Origin of the sequence: Streptomyces sp. NPDC050549, assembly GCF_040655035.1 — a bacterium.
Classification (GTDB): domain Bacteria; phylum Actinomycetota; class Actinomycetes; order Streptomycetales; family Streptomycetaceae; genus Streptomyces.
In genome coordinates this window covers 77,852-99,015 of sequence record NZ_JBFAJD010000007.1, presented here as the reverse complement: position 1 = coordinate 99,015, position 21,164 = coordinate 77,852, and the positions used below count along the sequence as shown (strand labels likewise).

General features: G+C 70.2%; 19 protein-coding genes. 12 read left to right on the top strand and 7 right to left on the bottom strand.

Annotated features, from left to right (window positions below):
* The first annotated feature begins 16 nt into the window (after nucleotides 1-16).
* From AB0I51_RS13120 to AB0I51_RS13105, 4 genes are all read left to right on the top strand, one after another.
* Complete coding sequence (locus tag AB0I51_RS13120; RefSeq protein WP_362974682.1) at nucleotides 17-865, top strand: ABC transporter permease; 849 nt, start codon at nucleotides 17-19, stop codon at nucleotides 863-865.
* Nucleotides 862-2,520 (top strand): ABC transporter ATP-binding protein, encoded by a 1,659-nt coding sequence (locus tag AB0I51_RS13115; RefSeq protein WP_362974351.1) that lies wholly within the window; start codon nucleotides 862-864, stop codon nucleotides 2,518-2,520. The genes AB0I51_RS13120 and AB0I51_RS13115 overlap by 4 nt, the downstream gene beginning before the upstream one ends.
* The gene (locus tag AB0I51_RS13110) at nucleotides 2,517-3,452 is read left to right on the top strand and encodes an ROK family protein (protein ID WP_362974349.1); all 936 of its coding nucleotides are present in this window, start codon (nucleotides 2,517-2,519) and stop codon (nucleotides 3,450-3,452) included. The genes AB0I51_RS13115 and AB0I51_RS13110 overlap by 4 nt, the downstream gene beginning before the upstream one ends.
* 154 nt (nucleotides 3,453-3,606) lie before the next feature.
* Complete coding sequence (locus tag AB0I51_RS13105; RefSeq protein WP_362974347.1) at nucleotides 3,607-5,004, top strand: glycoside hydrolase family 43 protein; 1,398 nt, start codon at nucleotides 3,607-3,609, stop codon at nucleotides 5,002-5,004.
* A gap of 56 nt (nucleotides 5,005-5,060) precedes the next feature.
* Here AB0I51_RS13105 and AB0I51_RS13100 read toward each other — a convergent pair whose 3' ends face one another.
* Nucleotides 5,061-6,023, bottom strand: a complete 963-nt coding sequence (locus tag AB0I51_RS13100; protein WP_362974345.1) for an ABC transporter substrate-binding protein — start codon at nucleotides 6,021-6,023, stop codon at nucleotides 5,061-5,063.
* A 364-nt stretch (nucleotides 6,024-6,387) separates the two neighbouring features.
* Between AB0I51_RS13100 and AB0I51_RS13095 the strand changes: the two genes are divergently transcribed.
* Genes AB0I51_RS13095 through AB0I51_RS13080 form a run of 4 tightly spaced genes read left to right on the top strand, consistent with a single transcriptional unit; the run spans nucleotide 6,388 to nucleotide 10,428 of the window.
* Nucleotides 6,388-8,877, top strand: coding sequence for an ATP-binding protein (locus AB0I51_RS13095; RefSeq protein ID WP_362974343.1), 2,490 nt, complete (start codon nucleotides 6,388-6,390; stop codon nucleotides 8,875-8,877).
* Nucleotides 8,874-9,350 (top strand): roadblock/LC7 domain-containing protein, encoded by a 477-nt coding sequence (locus AB0I51_RS13090; RefSeq protein ID WP_019071413.1) that lies wholly within the window; start codon nucleotides 8,874-8,876, stop codon nucleotides 9,348-9,350. Before AB0I51_RS13095 ends, AB0I51_RS13090 begins: the two co-directional genes overlap by 4 nt.
* A 36-nt stretch (nucleotides 9,351-9,386) precedes the next feature.
* Nucleotides 9,387-9,842 carry a DUF742 domain-containing protein gene (locus tag AB0I51_RS13085; protein WP_362974341.1) on the top strand — a complete coding sequence of 152 codons (456 nt, stop codon included), beginning with the start codon at nucleotides 9,387-9,389 and terminating at the stop codon, nucleotides 9,840-9,842.
* Complete coding sequence (locus tag AB0I51_RS13080; RefSeq protein WP_362974339.1) at nucleotides 9,829-10,428, top strand: ATP/GTP-binding protein; 600 nt, start codon at nucleotides 9,829-9,831, stop codon at nucleotides 10,426-10,428. The genes AB0I51_RS13085 and AB0I51_RS13080 overlap by 14 nt, the downstream gene beginning before the upstream one ends.
* 62 nt (nucleotides 10,429-10,490) lie before the next feature.
* On the opposite strand, the gene AB0I51_RS13075 is transcribed toward AB0I51_RS13080, so the two are convergent.
* The 3 genes from AB0I51_RS13075 to AB0I51_RS13065 are packed head-to-tail and all read right to left on the bottom strand — an operon-like array spanning nucleotide 10,491 to nucleotide 12,978.
* Entirely contained in the window at nucleotides 10,491-11,159 is a 669-nt protein-coding gene (locus tag AB0I51_RS13075) for an ABC transporter permease (RefSeq protein WP_362974337.1), read from the bottom strand.
* Nucleotides 11,156-11,851: an ABC transporter permease subunit gene (locus AB0I51_RS13070; RefSeq protein WP_359606014.1), complete on the bottom strand. Its 696-nt coding sequence runs from the start codon at nucleotides 11,849-11,851 to the stop codon at nucleotides 11,156-11,158. The genes AB0I51_RS13075 and AB0I51_RS13070 overlap by 4 nt, the downstream gene beginning before the upstream one ends.
* On the bottom strand, nucleotides 11,848-12,978 hold the full coding sequence (locus tag AB0I51_RS13065; RefSeq protein WP_362974335.1) for an ABC transporter ATP-binding protein: 1,131 nt from the start codon (nucleotides 12,976-12,978) through the stop codon (nucleotides 11,848-11,850). Before AB0I51_RS13065 ends, AB0I51_RS13070 begins: the two co-directional genes overlap by 4 nt.
* A 244-nt stretch (nucleotides 12,979-13,222) precedes the next feature.
* On the opposite strand from AB0I51_RS13065, the gene AB0I51_RS13060 reads away from it, so the two are divergent.
* Entirely contained in the window at nucleotides 13,223-14,065 is an 843-nt protein-coding gene (locus AB0I51_RS13060; protein WP_362974333.1) for a dolichyl-phosphate beta-glucosyltransferase, read from the top strand.
* The gene (locus AB0I51_RS13055; RefSeq protein ID WP_362974331.1) at nucleotides 14,062-16,173 is read left to right on the top strand and encodes a glycosyltransferase family 39 protein; all 2,112 of its coding nucleotides are present in this window, start codon (nucleotides 14,062-14,064) and stop codon (nucleotides 16,171-16,173) included. Before AB0I51_RS13060 ends, AB0I51_RS13055 begins: the two co-directional genes overlap by 4 nt.
* Nucleotides 16,174-16,258: 85 nt before the next feature.
* Here the strand turns inward: AB0I51_RS13055 and AB0I51_RS13050 are convergent, their stop codons facing one another.
* Genes AB0I51_RS13050 through AB0I51_RS13040 form a run of 3 tightly spaced genes read right to left on the bottom strand, consistent with a single transcriptional unit; the run spans nucleotide 16,259 to nucleotide 18,783 of the window.
* Nucleotides 16,259-16,990 carry an FAD:protein FMN transferase gene (locus AB0I51_RS13050; protein WP_362974329.1) on the bottom strand — a complete coding sequence of 244 codons (732 nt, stop codon included), beginning with the start codon at nucleotides 16,988-16,990 and terminating at the stop codon, nucleotides 16,259-16,261.
* A 1-nt stretch (nucleotide 16,991) separates the two neighbouring features.
* Nucleotides 16,992-17,435 (bottom strand): FMN-binding protein, encoded by a 444-nt coding sequence (locus AB0I51_RS13045; protein ID WP_362974327.1) that lies wholly within the window; start codon nucleotides 17,433-17,435, stop codon nucleotides 16,992-16,994.
* Between the two features lie 10 nt (nucleotides 17,436-17,445).
* The gene (locus tag AB0I51_RS13040; RefSeq protein WP_362974325.1) at nucleotides 17,446-18,783 is read right to left on the bottom strand and encodes a ferredoxin reductase family protein; all 1,338 of its coding nucleotides are present in this window, start codon (nucleotides 18,781-18,783) and stop codon (nucleotides 17,446-17,448) included.
* A 150-nt stretch (nucleotides 18,784-18,933) separates the two neighbouring features.
* On the opposite strand from AB0I51_RS13040, the gene AB0I51_RS13035 reads away from it, so the two are divergent.
* Entirely contained in the window at nucleotides 18,934-19,623 is a 690-nt protein-coding gene (locus tag AB0I51_RS13035; RefSeq protein WP_362974323.1) for a response regulator transcription factor, read from the top strand.
* Nucleotides 19,620-21,074: a HAMP domain-containing sensor histidine kinase gene (locus AB0I51_RS13030; RefSeq protein ID WP_362974321.1), complete on the top strand. Its 1,455-nt coding sequence runs from the start codon at nucleotides 19,620-19,622 to the stop codon at nucleotides 21,072-21,074. The genes AB0I51_RS13035 and AB0I51_RS13030 overlap by 4 nt, the downstream gene beginning before the upstream one ends.
* Nucleotides 21,075-21,164 lie beyond the last annotated feature (90 nt).

The window sequence follows — 21,164 nt, the reverse complement described above, 5'->3', positions numbered from 1 at the left end:
TGCACGCCGGTGGGGGCTGGTCGCGCAGTTCCGCGCGCCCCTGAGAGCGCGCTTCGCGCGCAATAGGCTTGCCGTTGCCGGGATCGTAGTAGTTGCCCTCTTCTTCCTGTTCTGCTTCGTCGGGCCGCTTCTCTACTCCACCGACCAGACCCACACCGATCTGACTCAGGTCAACCTCGCGCCCGGCGGGGCCCATTGGCTGGGTACGGACGCCGTCGGGCACGACGAGCTCGGGCGGCTCATGTACGGCGGGAGGGTCTCGCTGCTCGTCGGGCTGGCCGCCGGGGTTCTTGCCACCGTCATCGGCACGCTCTGGGGGTCCGTCGCCGGGTACGCCGGCGGATGGGCCGACGCCGTCATGATGCGGATCGTGGACGCCGGGATCGCGATCCCCGCGCTGTTCATCCTGCTGGTCGTGTCCGCCATCACCACGCCGGGCGTGCCGGGGCTGATCGTCATCCTGGGGTTGGTGTCCTGGCTCGTGCCCTCGCGGCTCGTGCGGGCGGAGACGCTCACCTTGAAACGGCGGGACTACGTGCTGACCCTGCGGGCGATCGGCGGTACCCACGGGCGGGCCGTCGCCCGGCACATCCTGCCCAACTCGGTGTCGACGATCGTCGTCGCGGCCACCTTCCAGGTCGCCGACGCGATCCTGCTCGTGGCCTATGTGTCCTATCTGGGGCTGGGAGTCCAGCCGCCGGCGACCGACTGGGGCGGCATGCTCTCGGCCGGGCTGACGGCTGCCTACTCGGGACGCTGGTGGCTGATCGTTCCACCGGGTCTCGCGATCATCCTCGTCGTGTGCGCTTTCAACGCGATCGGTGACGGACTGCGGGACGCCTTCGACGTAAAGGGACGCGGATGAACAACATCCTGGAGATGGAGAATCTGGGCGTCACCTTCTCGACGGAGAGCGGTGATGTGCCCGCCGTGCGCGGGGTCTCGTTGCGGGTGGCGCCGGGCGAGACGCTGGCCCTGGTGGGTGAGTCCGGGTCGGGGAAGTCGACCGTGGCGCTCGCCGCCCTCGGGCTGCTGCCGGGCAACGCCCGTGCATCCGGGGCTGTTTCGGTCGGCGGTACGGATGTGGTCGGCGCCGGCGAGGCCGAACTCGCGCGACTGCGTGGCCGTACGGCCTCGATGGTGTTCCAGGAGCCTGCCACCGCGCTCGATCCGCTGACCCGAATCGGCAGGCAGATAGCGGAAGTCGTGCGAAATCATCGGGACGTGTCGCGGCAGGAGGCGGCTGCCGAAGCCGTCGCCTTGTTGCGCAAAGTCGGTATTCCTGATCCCGAGCAGCGGGCTTCGGCGTTTCCGTTCCAGTTGTCCGGCGGACAGCGGCAGCGGGTCGTCATCGCCATGGCCATCGCCAACTCGCCCGGACTGCTCGTCGCGGACGAGCCGACCACCGCGCTCGATGTCACCGTGCAGGCCGAAATCCTCGATCTGCTGCGGGCGTTGGCCGTCGACTCGGGGACGGGAGTGCTGCTGGTCACGCACAACATGGGGGTCGTCGCCGATTTCGCCGACCGGGTCGCCGTGATGCTGGAGGGGGAGATCGTGGAGACGGGGACGGTGGAGGACGTGCTGTTGCGGCCCGCGCACGAGTACACGCGGCGGTTGCTGGAGGCCGTGCCCCGGCTTGCGGTGAGCGAGGCCGCCGGGAGCCCCGTGCGCGAGAAGGCTCCCGAAGGGGCGCCCGTCGTCGAACTCCGGGGTGTGGGTGTGCGGTTCGGGCGGGGGCCGCATGCCGTGCGGGCGCTGGACGAGGTGTCGCTGACCGTGCGGGCCGGGGAGACCGTGGGGCTCGTCGGTGAGTCCGGGTCGGGGAAGTCGACCGCGGCACGGGTGGCTCTCGGGCTGGTGGCGCCGGAGTCGGGGGACGTCTCGCTCTTCGGGGCCGATCTGCGCAAGGCGCGGGGGCGGGCGCGGCGGGCCCTGCTGGCCGGGGTCGGGGTGGTGCTGCAGGATCCGGTGGCCTCGCTGGACGCGCGGATGAGTGTCGCGGAGTGCGTGGCCGAGCCGTTGCGGGTGCACCGGCGTGGCATGGGCGCGGCCGAGCGGCGCGAGCGGGTCGCCGAGGTGCTCGAACTGGTGCGGCTGCCGCGGGAGTTGGCGCGGCGTGGCCCGCGTGAGCTGTCCGGTGGGCAGCGGCAGCGGGTGAGTCTCGCGCGGGCGCTGGTGCTCGCGCCGCGGTTGCTGGTCGCGGACGAGCCGACGAGCGCGCTGGACGTGAGTGTGCAGCGGACGGTGTTGGAGGTGATCGCCGAGTTGCAGGCGGAGCTCGGGTTCGCGTGTCTCTTCGTGTCGCACGACCTGGCCGTGGTGCAGCAGTTCGCGGGGCGCGTTGTCGTGATGCGGGGCGGGCGCGTTGAGGAGCAGGGGGCGACCATGCGCACGCTGCTGCACCCGGAGACCGCGTACACGCGTCGGCTCATCTCCGCCGTGCCCGTGCCCGATCCGGTGCTCCAACGGGAGCGCAGAGAACGCCGGGTGGCGTCGGGAACGGAGGCCGGCGCGTGAGCGAGGCCCACCAGGTGATCGCCGGTGTCGACATCGGCGGGACCACCACTCAGGTCGTGCTGTGCACGGACCGGCTCGACGTCCTGGACCGGGTGGAGGTGCCGACCCCGGCGAGCGAGGGCGGGGCGGCGATGCTGGACGCCGCACTCTCCGCGCTACGGCTGCTGCTGGACCGTACGCCCGCCCGGTTGCTCGGGGTCGGGGTCGGCGCGGCCGGGCTCGTGGACGTACGGACCGGGCGGATCCTGGTGGCGAGCGACTCGTTCCGTGACTGGGCCGGGTTCGAGGTGACGGCCGCTGTCGAACGGGCCCTGGGTGTACCGGCGTTCCTCGACAACGACGTCAACGCGTTTCTGCGCGGGGAGGTCGCGAAGGGAGCCGCCGCGGGTGAGGAGAACGTGCTCGGGATGACGCTCGGCACCGGGGTGGGCGGCGCACTGTGGCTGAATGGCGCCCTTTACGACGGGCCGCGCGGGGCCGCGGGCGAGATCGGTCATGTCCCGGGGTTCGGCGAGCTGCCGTGCACGTGCGGTGGCCGGGGGCATCTGGAGACGCTGGCGTCGGGGCGGTCGATCGCGGCGCGGTACGGGGAGCGGACGGGTGTGGACCGTACCGCCCGAGCGGTCGCCGAGGCGGCCCGCGGCGGCGACCCGGACGCGCTCGCCGTGTACCGGGAGGCGGGCCGGGGTGTGGCCCGTGCGCTGCTGATCACGGCGGGGCTGCTGGATGTCACGACATGTGTGATCGGCGGGGGTGTCAGCGGGTCGTGGGCGCTGGTCGGATCGGCCGTGCGGGAGACGCTGGCGCTGGAGCCGCCGGTGAGCGGTCACCCGGTGCGCGTGCTGCCGGCCCGGCTGGGCGGTGACGCGGTGGCGGTCGGGGCGGCGGCCAGGGCGCGGACGGAACTCCTGATCCACACAGGGGGCTCGTAGCGGACACCTACGTGAACGGTGAGAACCGGCCAAGCACGACCGTGTGATTGACGCGCACGCGCCCCATCTCTAACTTCTGATCGACTTACCGAACTCCGTTCGGAATGTCGAACAAGATGAATCAATGGGCCGCTCGTATCCCCCTGGAGAACACATGGCCGTCCCCCCTCTCCCCCACCCCTCCCGCCGCCTGTTCCTCGGTATGGCCGCGACCGTCCCCCTCGCGGCCACCGGAGCGCTCACCCTCGGCGCCGGCAGCGCGCGAGCGGCGACCAACTCGGCTTATGTCATGTGCTACTTCACCGAGTCGCCGACGTTCCTGGGCGCCAACTACGGCCTGCACCTGGCGGTCAGCCCCGACGGCCTGCAGTGGACCCCGCTGAACCAGAACGCGCCCGTCGCCACCCCGACCGCGGGCTCCCTCGGCCTGCGCGACCCCTTCATCCTGCGGAAGCAGGACGGCACCTTCGTGGTCCTCGCGACGGACCTCAACGGCACCGACTGGTCGTACGTCAGCCAGTACATCCACGTCTGGGACTCCACCGATCTGCGCACCTTCACCGGGTACCGCCGGATGAAGGTGCACGACCTGGACACCCACGCGTGGGCGCCGGAGTCGTACTGGGACGCGGGGCGCGGTCAGTACGGGGTGATCTATTCGGCCGTCAACGACAGCGGCCACAACGTCATCATGGTCAACTACACGAGCGACTTCGTGACCGCCGGGGATCCGCAGGTGTTCTTCGACCCCGGTTACGACGTGATCGACGGCGATCTCGCCGTGGGCGTGAACGGGGTCAACTACCTGTACTTCAAGAAGAATTCGACGCTGGTCGGTGCGAAGTCCACATCACTGGACCCGGGCAGCTTCACCGAGTTCAGCACGGCGGTCTCGCACAACGGCACCGAGGCGCCGACCTTGGTCAAGTCCCTGACGTCCAGCTCCACTTGGTACCTCTGGGGCGACACCTGGGACCCCAACGGGGTCTTCTACGCCTGGCAGTCCAGCAGCCTGGCCGCCGGCACCTGGACGGCCGTCGACCAGAAGCTCTACACGCAGCCGCTCAACTCCAAGCACTGCGGCATCCAGCCGATCACCGCGACCGAGTACAACAACCTGATCGCCAAGTGGGGCACGCCCGCCTGGAACCGGCTCAAGTCCTACAACTACCCGGCCCGTTACGTCCGGCACTCCAATTTCATCGGCCGGATCGACGAGTACGCCTTCGACCCGTACACCGACTCGCAGTGGACCCTGGTGCCGGGCCTCGCCGACAGCGCGGGAGTGTCCTTCCAGTCGGTCAACTACCCGACCCGGTATCTGCGGCACTACAACTACGCGCTCCAACTCGACGTGAACGACGGCACGTCGACGTTCGCCGGGGACGCCACGTTCTACCGGACCGCGGGGCTCGCCGACTCCTCCTGGGCGTCCTTCCGGTCGTACAACAATCCGACGCGCTACATCCGCCACTCCAACTACGTCCTGCGCATCGACCCGATCTCGACGGCCACCGATCAGCAGGACGCGACCTTCTACGTCGGGTACTGAGCACGACGCGGGTGCCTCCCGGAGAACGGAGGCACCCGCGTCGCGGCCGGAGAAGATCAGCTCAGGCCGGCCGTCTTCAGCCAGGCCTTCGCGACGTCCAGTGGGTCCTTGTTCTGCGAGCCCACCTGGGTGTCGAGGTCCAGCAGGGTCGCCGTGTCGAGCTTCGCGGAGACCGCGTTGAGAGCTGCCACGCCGGCCGCGGAGAGGCCGCTCTTGTAGACCAGGGGCTGCACGTTCTCGAAGCCGAAGAGCCGCTTCGGGTCCTGGAGCGTGACGTGCTTCTCCTTGGTGATGGTCGGGTCCGTGCTGAAGAGGTCGGCCGCCTGCACGACGTTCTTCTTCAGCGCGGCGGCGGTCAGTGTGCCGCCCGCGTCCAGCGCCTTGAAGGACTTGAACTCCAGGCCGTAGACGGACTTCAGGCCCACCAGGCCCTGCTGCCGGGTCTGGAACTCCGGCGAGGCGCCGATGACCAGGTCCTTGGCGATGGGCTTGAGGTCCCCGATGCTGGACTGGGCCGTGAGGTTGTACTTCTTCGCGGTCTCCGCGTTGAGGGTGACCGTGTCCTTGTCCTCGGCGGCGGCCGGGTCCAGCAGCGTCAGCTTGGTGTCCAGCTTGGCGTTGATCGCGGCCGTGGTCGCGGCGAGGGTCGCCGGGGTGGCCTTCGGGTCGAGGTAGGCCAGCAGGGCGCCGTTGTACTCGGGCAGCACCGTGATGGAGCCGTTCTTGAGCAGGCCGTAGGTCGTCTCACGACTGCCGATGTTCGGCTTGTATGTGACCTTGACGCCCTTGGCCTTGAGCGCTTCGCCGTAGATGTCGGCGAGCAGGGTACTCTCGGCGAAGTTGTTCGAGCCGACGACGACCGTGTCACCGCCGGCCTTGCCGCCCGAGAGGGGGTCGTCGGACTTGCTGTCCGAGGACGAACCACATCCCGTGACAAGCGCAGCCGTGGCGGCGAGGGCGATGGCCGCCGCGCCGGGGTACCTAGTGCTGGACCAGCTGTTCTTCGCTTTAGAAGTCACAATTCCCGTTCCGGGGTTGGATGTTGGCACAGGCGTGCAGGCATGGCTGTGGCGTCCACGCGCGGGGCGTGAATGCCGCACTCCGCTGATCCAATCCAGCCGGTTCTTGGTCAGTCAAGAGAACTCTGGTCACCGATTGGCCTCAATGGGTGCCCAGTTGTGAAGGCGACGTAAACAGACCGGTCACGAACACGGGCGCTTTGTAATTGATTCTTGACGTAGGGCGACGCACTTGATCGTTCAAAGAGGCGGTAGTCTCCCGGGAGTTGGCGTCGGTCACAGCGGTGTGCGGGGGCCGCTTCGATCAAAAACAGTCACGTGTGTCGCTGCGCGTACCGTGACAACACCCCACGAAGGAGGCCTGGTGTCCATACGGGGCTTCGCAGACCGTTGGCCCTTCAGGCGCAAGCTCAATCTGCTCGTCGGCGTGCCACTCGCGGTGGTCGCGGTGCTGCTGGGGTACCTCATCGCGGATGAGCTCGGGCAGTCGACGGACGCGAGCGACGCGGCCCAACTGGTGCGGGACAGCGGCCAGGTCGCCGAGCTGGTGAACCTGGTGGAGGCGGAGCACCAGCAGGCCATCCTGCTCTCCGTCCGCTTCGAGGCCACCAACGACGGCGGCACCCCCTCGCAGAGCGCCTACCGCAAGGCCCAGCAGGCCGTGGACAAGCAGGTCGAGAAGGTGCGCGACACCTTCGGCGACCGGCTGCCGGCCGGCGAGGCGCAGGCGCTCAGGGAGATCAACGGCCTGCAGACCCTGCGCAACACGGTCGCCCAGAGCTATCTCCCCGCCGACAACATCGACCCCGCGTACACCAGCGCCTCGGACGGTCTGATCGACGGGCTCGACCTGGAGCACAACGCGAACCTCGCCACCACCTTCACCGGCAACCTGCTGGACTCCGTGCTGCGGGCCGATGCCGCCCACAGCTCGTTCGAGACCAGCGTGTTCTCGGCGACGACCGGTGACAGCAACGCGCTCATCGAGTTCACCAACGCCGTCGGCTCCTACGATCTGTACACCTACCAGGCCTCCCGCTTCGCCCGGTTCGCCGCCGAAGAGCAGGCCGACGAGCTGTCCGGCATCGAGCACACCACCCCGCAGCGGGAGATCGCCGAGGCCTACGCCGAGCTGCAGATCGACCCCAGCGGGCTGCAGGCCGAGTCGCCCGGCGCGGTCCGCAAGGCGTTCGCGGACGCCATGAGCGACTACCCGGCCTACCCGCAGCAGGCCGAGGCCCGGCTGAAGATCACCAGTTCGCTGATCGGCCAGATCGCCACCCGCGCCGACAGCGCGTCCAGCTCCGCCTCCTGGCGCGCCGGACTGCTGCTGAGCCTCTCACTGCTCGGCTTCGTGCTGTGGCTCGCCTTCGTGGTGATCGTGCGCCGCTCGGTGGTCCGCCCGGTGCAGGCCCTGACCGGTGCCGCCAAGCAGGTCGCCGAGGTCGCGGGCCGGGAACTCGCCCGCGTGGCCGACGACGACGCGGAGGACGACGGCCCGCCGATGCTGCGGGACATGCCGGTCACCGCGAAGGACGAGATCGGCGACCTCGCCGAGGCCTTCAACCATGTGCAGACCACGGCCGCCGCGCTGCTGGCCCGCCAGGTCGTCAGCCGCCGCAACGTCGCCGAGATGTTCGGCAACGTCGGCCGCCGCGTCAGCAACCTGACGACCCGTCAACTCGCCCTGATCGACGCGGTGGAGCGCGGCGAGACCGACCCGGCGCTCCTCGAACGCCTCTACTCCATCGACCACATCGCCGTACGTCTGCGCCGCAACGCGGACAGTCTGATGCTGCTCGCCGGCATCCGCGAGACCGTGCTCGACGGCGGACCCACCGAACTCACCAACGTCGTACGGGCCGCGCTCGGCCAGATCGAGGGCTTCCAGCGGGTGAGTCTGCGGGCCGACACCGAGATCATGGTGGAGCCCGACATCATCGGCGACCTCACGCTGATGGTGGCCGAACTCCTGGAGAACGCGGTCTCGTTCTCCCCCGCGGGCAGCCCCGTCGAGGTGGTCGTCCGCACCGACGGCGACGACGCGCTGATCGTCGTGGCCGACCACGGTCTCGGGATGAGTGCCGACCGCATCGCCGAGGAGAACGCCCGGCTGATCCGCCGTGAGCGTCTGGACCTGGTGCCGACGAAGGTGCTCGGTCTGTTCGTGGTCGGTACGCTGGCACGCCGCTGGGACATCGACGTCACGCTGGCCCGTACACCGGGCGGCGGTGTGACGTCCGAGGTGACCATCCCGGCGACGCTGCTGCTGCGCATGAGCGCGCTGGCCTCCGTCGGTTCGGCGGAAGGACACGCGGGGCCGGACAAGGCGCTCGCGCCCGCCGGGTCCGGGGCCGTCGACTCCGCGGAGGAGCAACGCCGTCCGGCTCCCTCCTGGGCCGCCTCGGACTCCGGGCCGCGCCCGTCGATCACCCTGAGCAGACCCGAGCCGGCCGCGTCCGAGCACCTGCGCGCCGAGGACGAGCCCGCCCCGCTCCCGCGCCGGGTCTCCCGGTACGAGACGGTGACGGCCGCCGCGGCTCCCCCGCCCGTCACCCACCACGCCCCGGCGGACGAGTCCGCCGCCTTCGACACCGCCCCCGGAGGCTCCCGCCCCCTGCGCCGGCGGGTCAAGGGTGCCACCCTTCGTACGGGCGCCGACGACGCCGCCCAGCAAGCCGCCAGGCAGGCCCCCCGGCCCGCCGACGCGGACGCCGTCCGCTCGGCCCTCGAAGAGTTCGAGGCAGCCGTGGAGCAGGCCAACCGGGACAGCGACACCCTCTCGGGCCTGCGCCTCGCGGACGCGCACCACCCGCACGACCGGAACAATCTCCCGAAAGGAGCGGAGCAGTGAGTACGTCGACAGGTGAAACTCCCAGGGGAGGCACCACGCCGGCCGAACTGCAGGCAGCCGCGGCCGATTTCAACTGGCTGCTCAACCGTTTCGCGACGGAGACCGCGGGTGTCGTCGACGCCATCGCGGTGTCCTCCGACGGTCTGCTGATCGCCGTGGCGGAACTGCGCGAGCACGCCCACTCGGAACGGCTCGGGGCCATCGTCTCCGGCATCACCAGCCTGGCCGCCGGCGCCTCCGGCAACTACGGTCTCGGCGGCCTGAACAAGGTCATCATCGACCTGGAGGGCGGTCACGTCCTCGTCTCCGCGATCGGCAGCGGCGCCGTCCTCGGCGTGGTCACCGACAAGGAGGCCAAGCTCGGCAACATCGCCTACGAGATGACGCTGTTCGCCAACCGTGCCGGTTCCGCGCTCAACCCGCAGCTGGTGCTCCAGCTGAAGAACAGCGTCGGCGCCGCTTCGGCTCGGTGACCGGTCCCCGACCGGTCGAGAGAGGAACAGCCACTCATGCCCGACGGCCGCACTCCGAGCGGAGCCGGCGCGGACGGGGCCACACCCCCGGATCGCGATCCGGTGCGCGCCCCCTCCGCCGTACGGCCGTTCCTGGTGACCGCCGGCCGGGTGGCGGGGGCGGGCGCGGCCGACTCCGGACGGCCGATCCCCGTCGAGACCCAGGTGGTGGCCACGGCCGCCGGACTCGACGTGCTCGACCGGCTCTCCTTCGAGCAGCACGACATCGTCGCCGCCTGCCGGCAGCCGCAGTCCCTCGCGGAGATCGCGGCCCGGCTGCGGCTGCACCTGAACGTGGTGCGGGTCCTCGCCGAGGACCTGCGGGCCGCCGGACAGCTGACGGTGCATGTGCCGAACACCGACATCACCCATGACGCAACCGTCCTGCGAAGGGTCATCGATGGCCTCCGCGCCATCCCCAACTCCCGGGGAGTACTCCGTGACACCGACTGAACCGGTCGCCCGCGGTGCGGCTGCGCAGACCGTCGTACGACCGCCGCTGCCGGTGAAGATGGTCGTCGCGGGCGGCTTCGGCGTGGGCAAGACCACCACGGTGGGCGCGATCTCCGAGATCGAGCCGCTGACCACCGAGGCCGCGATCACCGAGGTGGCGGCGGGCGTGGACGACCTGTCCCACACCCCGCGCAAGACCACGACCACGGTGGCGATGGACTTCGGCTGCATCACCATCGACCCCACCCTGAAGCTGTATCTGTTCGGTACGCCCGGGCAGGACCGGTTCGGCTTCATGTGGGACGACATCGTGGAGGGCGCGGTCGGCGGTCTCGTCATCGTCGACACCCGCCGCCTCGACGACTGCTATGCGGCCGTCGACTACTTCGAGCACAAGCAGATCCCGTTCGCGGTCGCCCTGAACGCCTTCGACGGAAAGATCGAGCACTCCCTCGACGAGGTCCGCTGGGCGCTCGACGTCAACGAGCGGGTCCCGGTCATCGCCTTCGACGCGCGGGAGCGCGGCTCGGTGCGGGACGCGCTGCTGGTCGTCCTGGAGCTGGCGCTCGCGCGCACGCAGGGCTGACGGCGGCAGAGACAAGAGAGGGGGAGGGCCCGAGCCCTCCCCCGTTTCGCTTGCTACGGCGCTCAGTTGCTCCTGCGCACCCCGGGCGACACCGCGAGCCGCGCGATGCCCCAGAAGAGCGCCAGCGTCACCAGGGCCATCCCGGCGACCAGGGTGGCGCCGCCGACGACCTTCTCGTAGTTCCTCTGGTAGAGGCCGTCGATGATGTAGCGGCCCAGGCCGCCGAGGCTGACGTAGGCCGCGATGGTGGCGGTGGAGACGATCTGGATGGCGGCCGAGCGCAGGCCGCTGAGGATCAGCGGGAGCGCGACCGGCAGTTCCACCTGGAAGAGGATGTTCGTCTCGTTCATGCCCATGCCGCGAGCGGCGTCGACCGGGGACGGGTCGACGGAGCGCATCGCCTCGTACGTGGTGACCAGGATCGGCGGTACGGCGAGGACGACCAGCGGGATCATCACCGGGACCAGGCCGAAGCCGATCAGCACGAACATCAGCACCAGCAGGCCGAAGCTGGGCAGTGCGCGGGCGGCGGTGGCGATGAGCGAGAGGGTGTTGCCGCCGCGTCCGGTGTGGCCGGTCAGCAGGCCGACGGGGAGGCCGACGGCGGCGGCGATGGCGAGGGCGATCAGCGAGTACTGGACGTGCTCGCGCAGCCGGGTGGGGATGCCGTCGTAGCCGTGCCAGTGCGTGTTGTCGCTGAAGAACAGGTTGATGTAGTGGAGTACGTTCACCGGGCTGCGTCCTCCAGTACGGGTTCGGCCGGTGCGGGCCGGGCCTTGCGGGTGCCGCGTGGCATCCAGGGCGTGAGGAGCAGGCGTACGGCGACCAGGACGGCGTCCACGACGATGGCGAGGACGGCGGTGGTGATCACGGAGAGCCAGATCAGGCGCGGCTGGTGGTAGACCTGGCCGTCGTTGAGCAGGTTGCCCAGCGCTCCCTGGTTACCGATCAGCATGCCGACGCTGACGAGGGAGATGCTGGACACGGTCGCCACCCGCAGTCCGGCGATGATCGCGGGCACGGCGATCGGCAACTGCACCTGGAGGTACCGGCGTACGGGCCCGAGGCCCATCGCGGTCGCCGCGTCCAGGGTCTCCTGCGGTACCGAGCGGACGCCGTCGACGATCGCCGGGACGAACACCACGAGGCTGTAGACGCCGAGCGGGATCATCACCGTGGTCTCGGTCTGCCCGGTGTAGTCGATGAGGACGACGAAGAAGGCCAGCGAGGGAATCGCGTACAGCACGGTCGTCACCCACAGCACCGGCGGGTACAACCAGCGCAGCCGCACGCAGAGTTGGGCGATGGGCAGCGCGATCACCAGGCCGACGAGGACCGGGATCACGGCCTCGCGCAGATGCAGCCCGATCAGGCCGAAGTAGCTGTTCTGGAGGTCGCTGGGGATGCGGAACCAGTCGTTCATCCGAGGACCTTTGTGTCCGGCCGCACCGCCGCGTGCGCGCTGCGGATCGCCTCGCCCACGGCCTGCTGCGACACGACGCCCACGACCCTGCCGGTGTCGTCCACGCCGACCGCCCAGCCGGTGGGCGAGAGCACGGAGCCGTCGAGCGCGGCGCGCAGCGAGTCCTTGCCGGCCGCGAAGGGGCGGCCGTAGGACAGGAGTCGGGCGGTGTCGACCGGGCCCGCGCCGAGTGCGCCGGGCTCGCTCCAGCCGAGCGGCCTGCCGTCCAGGTCGGTGACGAGGAGGTACGGCACGCCGGGCGTGGTGCGTTCGGCGATCTGCTCGGCGGTGGAGTCGACGGCGACGATGGGGGACGTCTTGAGGTCGAGGCCCGCGGAGGAGAAGAAGGACAGACGGCGGATACCGCGGTCGGCGCCGAGGAAGTCCTCGACGAAGGCGTCCGCCGGGTCGGACAACAGCTCGGCGGGCGGCGCGAACTGGGCCAGCTTGCCGCCGGTGCGCAGCACCGCGACCATCGTGCCGAGCTTGATGGCCTCGTCGATGTCATGGGTGACGAAGACGATCGTCTTGCCCAACTCGTCCTGGAGGCGCAGGAGTTCGTCCTGCAGTCCCTTGCGGACCACGGGGTCGACCGCGGAGAACGGCTCGTCCATCAGCAGCACCGGCGGGTCGGCGGCGAGGGCGCGGGCGACGCCGACGCGCTGCTGCTGGCCGCCGGAGAGCTGGTAGGGGTACCGCCTGGCGAGCGAGCCGTCGAGTCCCACCCGTTCCATGAGTTCGGTGGCCCGCGCCCTGGCCTTCTCCTTGCCCCAGCCGAGCATGCGGGGCACGGTGGCGATGTTGTCGACGATCGTGCGGTGCTGGAAGAGTCCGGCGTTCTGGATGACGTAACCCATGGACCGGCGCAGGGTGTTGACCGGCTGCTTGGTGATGTCGGCGCCGTCCAGGAGGATCTGGCCCTCGCTGAGGTCGATCATCCGGTTGATCATGCGCAGGGTCGTCGTCTTGCCACAGCCCGAGGGGCCGACGAGGACGGTGATCGAGCGGTCCGGTATGTCCAAGGACAACCGGTCGACCGCCACCGTGCCGTCCGGGTACCGCTTGGTGACTGAATCTATCCGTATCAAAGCGCCGAATACCCTTCGGATGTGGCAGAAACTGCCCGTTCCTGGCCGCTGTCTCAGGCCGTTGAGGGGAGAGTCTAGACGGCTCGTGTTGCGGGAACTTGGCGGGCACCTGAGGGGTTTTGGGTGCCGCTTCCTGGGGGTTCGACACGGATCGACTGTGCCCTTCCTGTGAGTCCGCTGATTCTCATCGGCCGTTCAGCGAAGGCACAGCAATGCCCTAGACAGGGCCCGGATCGTCACGGTCATGAACGAACAGAACGCGGGAGGCGCCCGGCAGCGGTCGGTCGAGATCGTGGTGCCGGTCTACAACGAGGCGCACGTCCTCGCCGACAGTGTCGGCCGTCTCCACGCATACCTCGAATCGTCCTTCCCGTTCCCGTTCACGATCACCGTGGCGGACAACGCGAGCACCGACGCCACCTGGCAGGCTGCGCTCGACCTCACCCAGCGGCTGCCGCACGTGCACGCCGTGCACCTCGACGCCAAGGGCCGGGGCCGCGCGCTGAAGCACGTGTGGAGCCGCTCCGAGGCGGACGTGGTCGCGTACATGGACGTCGACCTGTCCACCGGCCTCGAAGGCTTCCTCCCCCTGGTCGCACCGCTCCTTTCCGGCCACAGCGACGTGGCGATCGGCAGCCGGCTGCACCGGCAGTCGGCCGTCCGTCGCGGCGCCAAGCGGGAGTTCATCTCCCGCTCCTACAACCTGCTCCTCAAGGCAGGCCTCGCGGCCCGCTTCTCGGACGCGCAGTGCGGCTTCAAGGCCGTCCGCACCGAGGTGTTCCGGGCGCTCGCCCCGCACATCGAGGACACCGCCTGGTTCTTCGACACCGAACTCCTCGTCCTCGCCCAGCGCAACAAGCTCCGTATCCACGAGGTCCCGGTCGACTGGATCGACGACCCCGACAGCCGCGTCGACATCGTCCGCACCGCCCTCGACGACCTCAAGGGCATGCGCCGCATGTTCAGGCAGAGCATCACCGGCCGCGCCCGCATCGCCGCCGTACCCCACCGCACCCGCACCACCTCCCCTGTCCTGCCCGCTGGGGCGCCCGCCACTTCCGCGGAACACCTGGAGTACGCGTCATGACGACCCTCGCCCCGCCCCCCGGTCAGGAGAGCACCCGCCGCTCGCACCGGGCGGGCCCGCCCTCCCCCACTGCCTTGAGGGCGTGGGGGGACCCCCACGCCCTCAACTCCCGTGCCAGAAGGCTCTTCACGGGCCCGGAGGACGACCCGCGCTGGGCCCGCCCGGCCCTCTGGGCGATCCTGCTGCTGGCCACCGCGCTCTACGCCTGGAACCTGACCTCGATCACCGGCAACACCTTCTACGACGCGGCCGTCTACAGCGGCACCAAGAGCTGGAAGGCGTTCTTCTTCGGCGCGCTCGACTCCGGCAGCTTCATCACGGTCGACAAACCGCCGTTCGCCCTCTGGGTGATGGGCCTCTCCGCCCGCGTATTCGGTTACGGCACCTGGCAGTTGATGCTCCCGATGGTCGCGGCCGGCACCGGCTCGGTGGCCCTGCTGTACCGCAGCGTCAAGCGTGACTTCGGCGCGGTCGCGGGCACCGTCTCCGCGCTGGTCCTCACCCTCACCCCGATCACGGTCGCCATCACCCGTGACACCAACCCGGACCCGATCCTCGTCCTGCTGATGATGCTCGGCGCGATGGCCCTCCTGAAAGCCGTCCGCAACGGCAAGCTGATGCCGCTGGTCTGGTCGGCGGTCGCGATCGGCTTCGCGTTCAACACCAAGATGATGCAGGCGTACGTCGTCCTGCCCGCGTTCTTCCTGGTCTACCTCTGGGCGACCAACGTCTCCCTCGGCAGGCGCATCCGCAACCTCGCCGTCGCCACCGTCGCGCTGGTCGTCTCCAGCGCCTGGTGGATGGTGATCGTCGACCTGATCCCGGCCTCCTCCCGCCCCTACATCGGCGGCTCCACCGACAACACGGTGTGGGACCTGGTCATCGGCTACAACGGCTTCGGCCGCATCTTCGGAGCCAGCTCCTCGGTCGGCTCGCAGGGCAACGGGGCTTCCTTCGGCGGCAGTTCGGGCCTGTACCGGATGTTCAACGAGATCATGGGCGGCCAGATCTCGTGGCTGATCCCCTTCGCGGCGATCGCGCTCGTCGCCGGTCTGGTGCTGCGCGGACGTGCTCCCCGCACCGACGCCAAGCGGGCGGCGCTCATGCTCTGGGGCGGCTGGTTCGTCCTCCACTTCCTGACCTTCTCGCTGGCCGAGGGCACCTTCCACCCGTACTACGTCACCGCCATGGCCCCCGGCATCGCGGCCCTGGCCGGTGCTGGCGGGGTGCTGCTGTACCGCGCCTTCCGTGAGGGCACCGCCGCCAAGTGGGCGTGGGTGCTGCCGGTCGCCATCGCGGCCAGCTCGGTCTGGGCGGTCGTCCTGCTCCAGCGCGTCTCCGGCTCCGGCACGGTCTACACGGCCGCGGAGATCGTGGTCGCCGTGGCGGGTGCGGCCTCCGTACTCGGCCTGCTGGTCGGCCGGTTCACCCGGCGCCACCGTCTGATGGGCTTCGCGGCCCTCGCCGCGACCGTCGCCCTCCTCGCCGGTCCCGCGGCCTACTCGGTCTCGGCGGCGACCTCCTCGACCAACGGCACCAACCCGACGGCCGGTCCGAGCACCGGTGGCGGCATGGGCGGCGGCGGTGGTGGCATGGGCGGCGCGCCGAGCGGCGCCAAGTCCGGTACGAAGCCCAGCGGTTCGGCCCCCTCGGGTACGAAGCCCAGTGGTTCGGCCCCGTCCGGCACCATGCCCTCGGGCAGCGGCTCGGCGTCTTCGTCCTCCTCCGAGTCCGGTACGCAGTCCACCGGTGGCGGCGGAATGGGCGGCGGTACGCAGGTCTCGTCCGCGATGATCACGTACCTCAAGAAGCACCAGGACGGCGCCACTTGGCTGCTGGCGGTGTCCACCGACCAGACGGCGTCCTCGATCATCCTGGAGTCGGGACAGCCGGTGATCTCCATGGGCGGCTGGTCCGGCAGCGACAACGCAATGACGCTCGCCAAGCTCAAGAGCCTGGTCAAGTCGGGCAAACTCCACTACATCATGGTCAGCAGCACCGGCGGCCAGGGCACCAACTCCGAGATCACGACCTGGGTCAAGGCACACGGCACGGCGGTCTCCACCTACAGCGGCCTGTACCGTCTGGACGCGTCCGACGTCAGCTGATCCACTCCCTGAACCACATTTCCCGACAGGAAGGGCCGCCGGTAACCCGGCGGCCCTTCCGCTTGCCGTGGGTGAGGGAGAGCCGCTAAGCCGCCACCGTCGCGACCGGGAATCCCGGCGTACGGCGGACCCGGCGCTCCGCGTCGACCGCGAAGACCTCGCAACCGGGCCGGGCAGCAGCCCAGTCGACGCCTTCCGGGCCCATGGCGAAGGCCGCTGTGGCCGTGGCGTCCGCCTCCGTCAGCGACGCGGCCACGACGGAGAGGCTGAGCAGTCCGGTCGCGGGGCGGCCGGTGCGGCCGTCGACGATGTGGTCGCCGCGTTCGTAGCGCGCGGAGGTCGCCACCGCCCCGTCGGTCAACTCCAGGACCGTGCACAGCTGGTCGGCGTGCTCGGGGTGCCGTACTCCCACCCGCCACGGGCCGCCGGACACGATCACGTCGCCGCCGGCGTTGAGGATGAAGCGTCTGGCCCCGGCGGCGGTGAGCAGTTCGGCCGCCCGCTGCACCGACCAGCCCTTGACGACCGCGCAAGGGTCGAGGGGCCGGCCGGGCAGCCGGACGTCGAAGGCGCCGCCGGTCGCGAGCCGGTACTGCTCGCAGAGGCCGAGGACCTCGGTCAAGTCCGCGCTGAGCTGGGGGAGTCGGAGCTTGCCCCGGTCGTAACGGCAGACCTCGCTGTCCGGGCGGAACGGACTGAAGCGGGCGTCGACCTCGCGCAGCCAGGCGAACAGCTCGTCCGCGGTCTCGTCCCCGATGCCCTCGTCGTCGATCCGCAACGACACCGGGAACCCCATCACATGCTCAACGCGGTTCATTTCAGGCGCTCTTGGCGTCGATGGCGGCCTGGAGCGACTGGACGTAGGCGTCACTGGTGATCGTGGCGCCGGAGACCGTGTCGATCTTCGAGCTCTGCGCCTTGAGGGTCTCCTCGATCAGCACCGGGACGGCGGCCGTGGTCTGCGGATGGTTCGGCTGCTGGAGCATGCTCACGGCACTGATCCTGTCGCCCTCGAAGGTCACCTGCACCTGCACGGTGCCCTTCTCGGTGTTGATCGCGGTGCCCTGGACGACCTTCTTCGTGGAACCGGACGACGTGGAACCGGACGGCGTGGACCCGGAAGCCGACGGGGTGGGTGTCGACGCCGCCTCGGTGGTCGCCGTGCTCGTCGAACTCGTCGTCGTCCCGATGGACGGCTCGTAGCGCCAGACGGGGATCAGACCCGCGACGGACAGCACCAGGACAGGTATGACTCGCTTCACGTTATGTCTCTCATCCCGCCAGGCTGAAGCGTTCGAAGTGGATCTGCTGCTTGGGCACGCCCATGTCGCCGAGGGTGCGCAGCACCGCGTTCATCATCGGCGGGGGTCCGCAGAGGAAGACGTCCCGGTCGGCTATGTCCGGTACCAGGCGGGCGAGTTCGCGCGGGGCCAGCTTGTCGGGGACGGGCGGCCCGGTGAGCAGGTGCAGTTCGGCGCCCTTGGCCCGGGCCAGCTCGGCCAGTTCGTCGTAGAGGACCGCGTCGCGTTCGGCGGAGACGCGGTAGATGACGACCGCGTGGCCCTCCAGGTCCTCCAGCAGGGCACGGATGGGGGTGACGCCGACGCCGCCCGCGATGAGCAGGGACTCGGACTTCCTGCGGTGCAGGGTGGTGAAGGCGCCGTAGGGGCCCTCGGCGAAGACGCGGGTGCCGACCTTGAGGTGGCGCAGGGCGGCCGTGCCGGCGCCGGCGGTCTTGGCGGTGAGGCGGAGGCCGGTGCCGTCGGGGGCGGCCGACAGGGAGAAGGGGTTGGCCTGCCACCAGCGGTCCTTGGTGAGGAAGCGCCAGAGGAAGAACTGGCCGGCCTGGGCGGGGAGCCGGTCGAGGTCGCGGCCTGTGATGTAGATCGAGACCACGTTGTCGGACTCGGGGACGACGGCGGAGACCCGGAACCGGTGGCGGAGGTTGCGCCACAGGGGCAGGACCAGACGGCCCAGGGCGACCGAGCCGAGCGCCACGCCCCAGACGGCGTACCAGTACGTCTTCGCGGCGGAGGACGCGGTGAACGTCGTACCGACCGCGACCTGGTGGGTGAAGGCGAGGACGACGGCGACGTAGGTGTAGAGGTGGATGAAGTGCCAGGTCTCGTAGGCGAGGCGGCGCCGGGCGTAGCGGGCGGAGGTCGCGCCGATGACGAGGATCAGGGCGAAGGCGACGAGCGCGCGGAGGATGCCCTCGGTGGTCTCGGCGAGGTCGACGACCTCGCCGACGGGGCCGGTGTCGGTGCCCTGCGCGTAGCCGAAGGCGATGAAGACGAGGTGCCCGAGCAGCGTCCAGAGCAGGGCGAAGCCCGTCCAGCGGTGCCAGGAGGTCATCCGGTCCATGCCGATGCGGCGGTCGAGCCAGGGCAGGCGGGCCACGAGCAGCAGCTGGAAGGCCATGACGAGCGCGCCGTAGAGGCCGAGGAGGCGGCCGACGACGATGAGCGCGTTGGAGGCGAATCCGGCCTGGGCGAAGAAGACGGTCACCACGGCGACGTTCGCGGCCAGCACGGCGTACAGGCCGGTGCGGGCCACCACCCTGGGGCGTATCGCCGTGGGGGGCGCAGGAGGTGATTGGACGGTCGTCACGGACGGCAGCTCCTTGATCGGGTCCTGGGAGACGAGCTTGGCCTCGGGGCGCTGTCGTTTTCCTGTCGAACAACTTTCAAGTACTTATCGATGCGGGTGTGGGGGTGCCGCGGGTCTGGCGCCGGAGGGCGGGTGAAGCAGTATGAGCGGGTGGACAAAGTTCGACTCCTCGTCGTGGACGACGACCCGCCGATCGCCGACCTCGTCGCGACGGTCGCCCGCTACGAGGGCTGGGAGGCCGCGTGCGCGTACTCCGGTGAGGAGGCGCTGGCCGTCGCCGCCGAGTTCCGGCCCGACATCGTGGTGCTCGACCTGATGCTGCCCGGCCTGGACGGCTTCGGCGTGCTGGACCGGCTGCGGCACTCCGGGACGATGGTGCCCGTGGTCTTCCTCACCGCGCGGGACGCGGTGGCCGACCGGGTCGCGGGGCTGACCCGGGGCGGTGACGACTACCTGGTCAAACCGTTCGCGGTGGAGGAGCTGATGGCCCGGCTGCGGACGGTGCTGAGGCGCAGCGCCGGGCCCGGTTTCCCGCGCTCGGTGCTGCGGGTCGCGGATCTGACGATGGACGAGGACACCCGGGAGGTGCGGCGCGGGGACCAGCTGCTCACGCTCACGCCGACCGAGTACGAGGTGCTGCGCTATCTGATGCGCAAGTCGCCGACCGTGCTCACCAAGGCGCAGATCCTCGACCATGTGTGGGAGTACGGCTTCGGTGGCCGCTCCAATGTGGTGGAACTGGTGGTCAGCCGGCTGCGGCGGAAGCTCGACGAGGGGCACGACCCGCTGATCCACACCGTGCGCGGCTTCGGGTACGTGATCCGGCAGGCCGCCGAGTGATCGCGCGGCTGCGGCGGACGTACCGGCGGCTGCGGCTCGGCACCCGGCTGGCGCTGGGGCTCGGGGCGCTGGCCCTGGTGGCGTTCGCCGTGGTCGGCACGGCCCTGACGACGTACATGCGGGACTATCTGTCGGCCCAGCTGGACGACCAGCTCGGGCTGGCCCAGGGGGCCCAGTCCAAGTCGATCGTGGCCAACGGCACCCTCCAGGGCAAGAAGTACTACCGCTGGTACTACGCCGTGTACGACGTCACGAACGGCACTCCGGTGCTCCGCAGGCCCGAGGAGAGCTCGGACCTGCCGTCGGACATCGGCGACCTCACCGCCGTGGCCCGGGCCCAGATCGCCAAGGGCACCGAGGTGCTGCGCACCAGCGACCTCAGCGGCGAGGGCGAGTACCGGCTGCGCGGCTGCGCGGTCGAACCCGGGGTGGTGCTGGTCAGCGGCGCGCCGATGGACGCCATCGACGACACGGTACGGCAGCTGGTGATCATCCAGGTGATCGCCTTCGGGGTGGCCCTGCTGGCGCTGGTGGTGCTCGGCCGCAGGCTGCTGCGGCGCGGGCTGCAGCCGCTGAGCGACATGGCGCACACCGCGCACGGCATCGCCTCGCACGATCTGAGCGACTCGGCGGCCCGGCTCCCGCTGCGTGCGGAGAACCGGGACGGCGGGCCCGAGGTGGAGGAGCTGCGCACCGCGTTCAACACGATGCTGGAGCACATCGACGACTCCCTCGCGGTGCGCGCGGAGGCGGAGCAGCGCCTGCGCCGGTTCGTCGCGGACGCCTCGCACGAGCTGCGGACGCCGCTCATGTCGGTGCGCGGCTACGCGGACCTGTTCCAGTACGCGGCGGCGAACGTGCCCGAGGAGCGGGACAAGCACCTGGCCCGGCTGCGCGCCGAGGCGGCCCGCATGGGCGTCCTCCTCGACGACCTCCTGCTGCTCGCCCGGCTCGACGCGGCGAACGTGGAGACTCCGATACGGCTGCAGGACGCGGAGCTGGTGGAGCTGGTGGCGCAGGCGGCGGACGCGTTCCGTGCCGGGCATCCGGACCGTCCGCTGACGGTGACGGTTCCGTCGGCCCCGGTCCGGCTGCGGGTCGACCCGGTCCGGATCCGGCAGGTGCTGGACAACCTGCTGACCAACGCGGCGGTGCACACCCCGCCCGGCACGGAGGTGTCGGTGACGGTCTCGGTCGGCGCCGGTACCGCGTCGGTGCGGGTCGCGGACGCGGGCCCCGGCATCCCGGAGGCCGACCGGGACCAGGTCTTCGACCGCTTCTACCGCGTCGACAAGGCCCGCAGCCGTGACCGGGGCGGCAGCGGCCTCGGTCTGGCGGTGGCCCGCTCACTGGCGATGGCCCACGGCGGCACGGTCGAGCTGACGACTGAGCCCGGGGTGACGGTGTTCACGGTGACGATTCCGCTGGGGGACGGATCGGCCTGGCCCTAGGCTCGGCGCACGGCATGCGACTACCATGGGTAACGTGGCGTCACTTGAGGCTCAGAACCATCAACTGGCTCTGTTTGTTCGGCAGTTGCC

Bases quoted from the DNA above. Each gene is read 5' to 3' on its own strand.
- AB0I51_RS13105 (WP_362974347.1), top strand. From the start codon at position 3,607: ATGGCCGTCCCCCCTCTCCCCCACCCCTCCCGCCGCCTGTTCCTCGGT.
- AB0I51_RS13115 (WP_362974351.1), top strand. From the start codon at position 862: ATGAACAACATCCTGGAGATGGAGAATCTGGGCGTCACCTTCTCGACG.
- AB0I51_RS13055 (WP_362974331.1), top strand. From the start codon at position 14,062: ATGACGACCCTCGCCCCGCCCCCCGGTCAGGAGAGCACCCGCCGCTCG.
- AB0I51_RS13050 (WP_362974329.1), bottom strand. From the start codon at position 16,990: ATGAACCGCGTTGAGCATGTGATGGGGTTCCCGGTGTCGTTGCGGATC.
- AB0I51_RS13060 (WP_362974333.1), top strand. From the start codon at position 13,223: ATGAACGAACAGAACGCGGGAGGCGCCCGGCAGCGGTCGGTCGAGATC.
- AB0I51_RS13085 (WP_362974341.1), top strand. From the start codon at position 9,387: ATGCCCGACGGCCGCACTCCGAGCGGAGCCGGCGCGGACGGGGCCACA.
- AB0I51_RS13070 (WP_359606014.1), bottom strand. From the start codon at position 11,851: ATGAACGACTGGTTCCGCATCCCCAGCGACCTCCAGAACAGCTACTTC.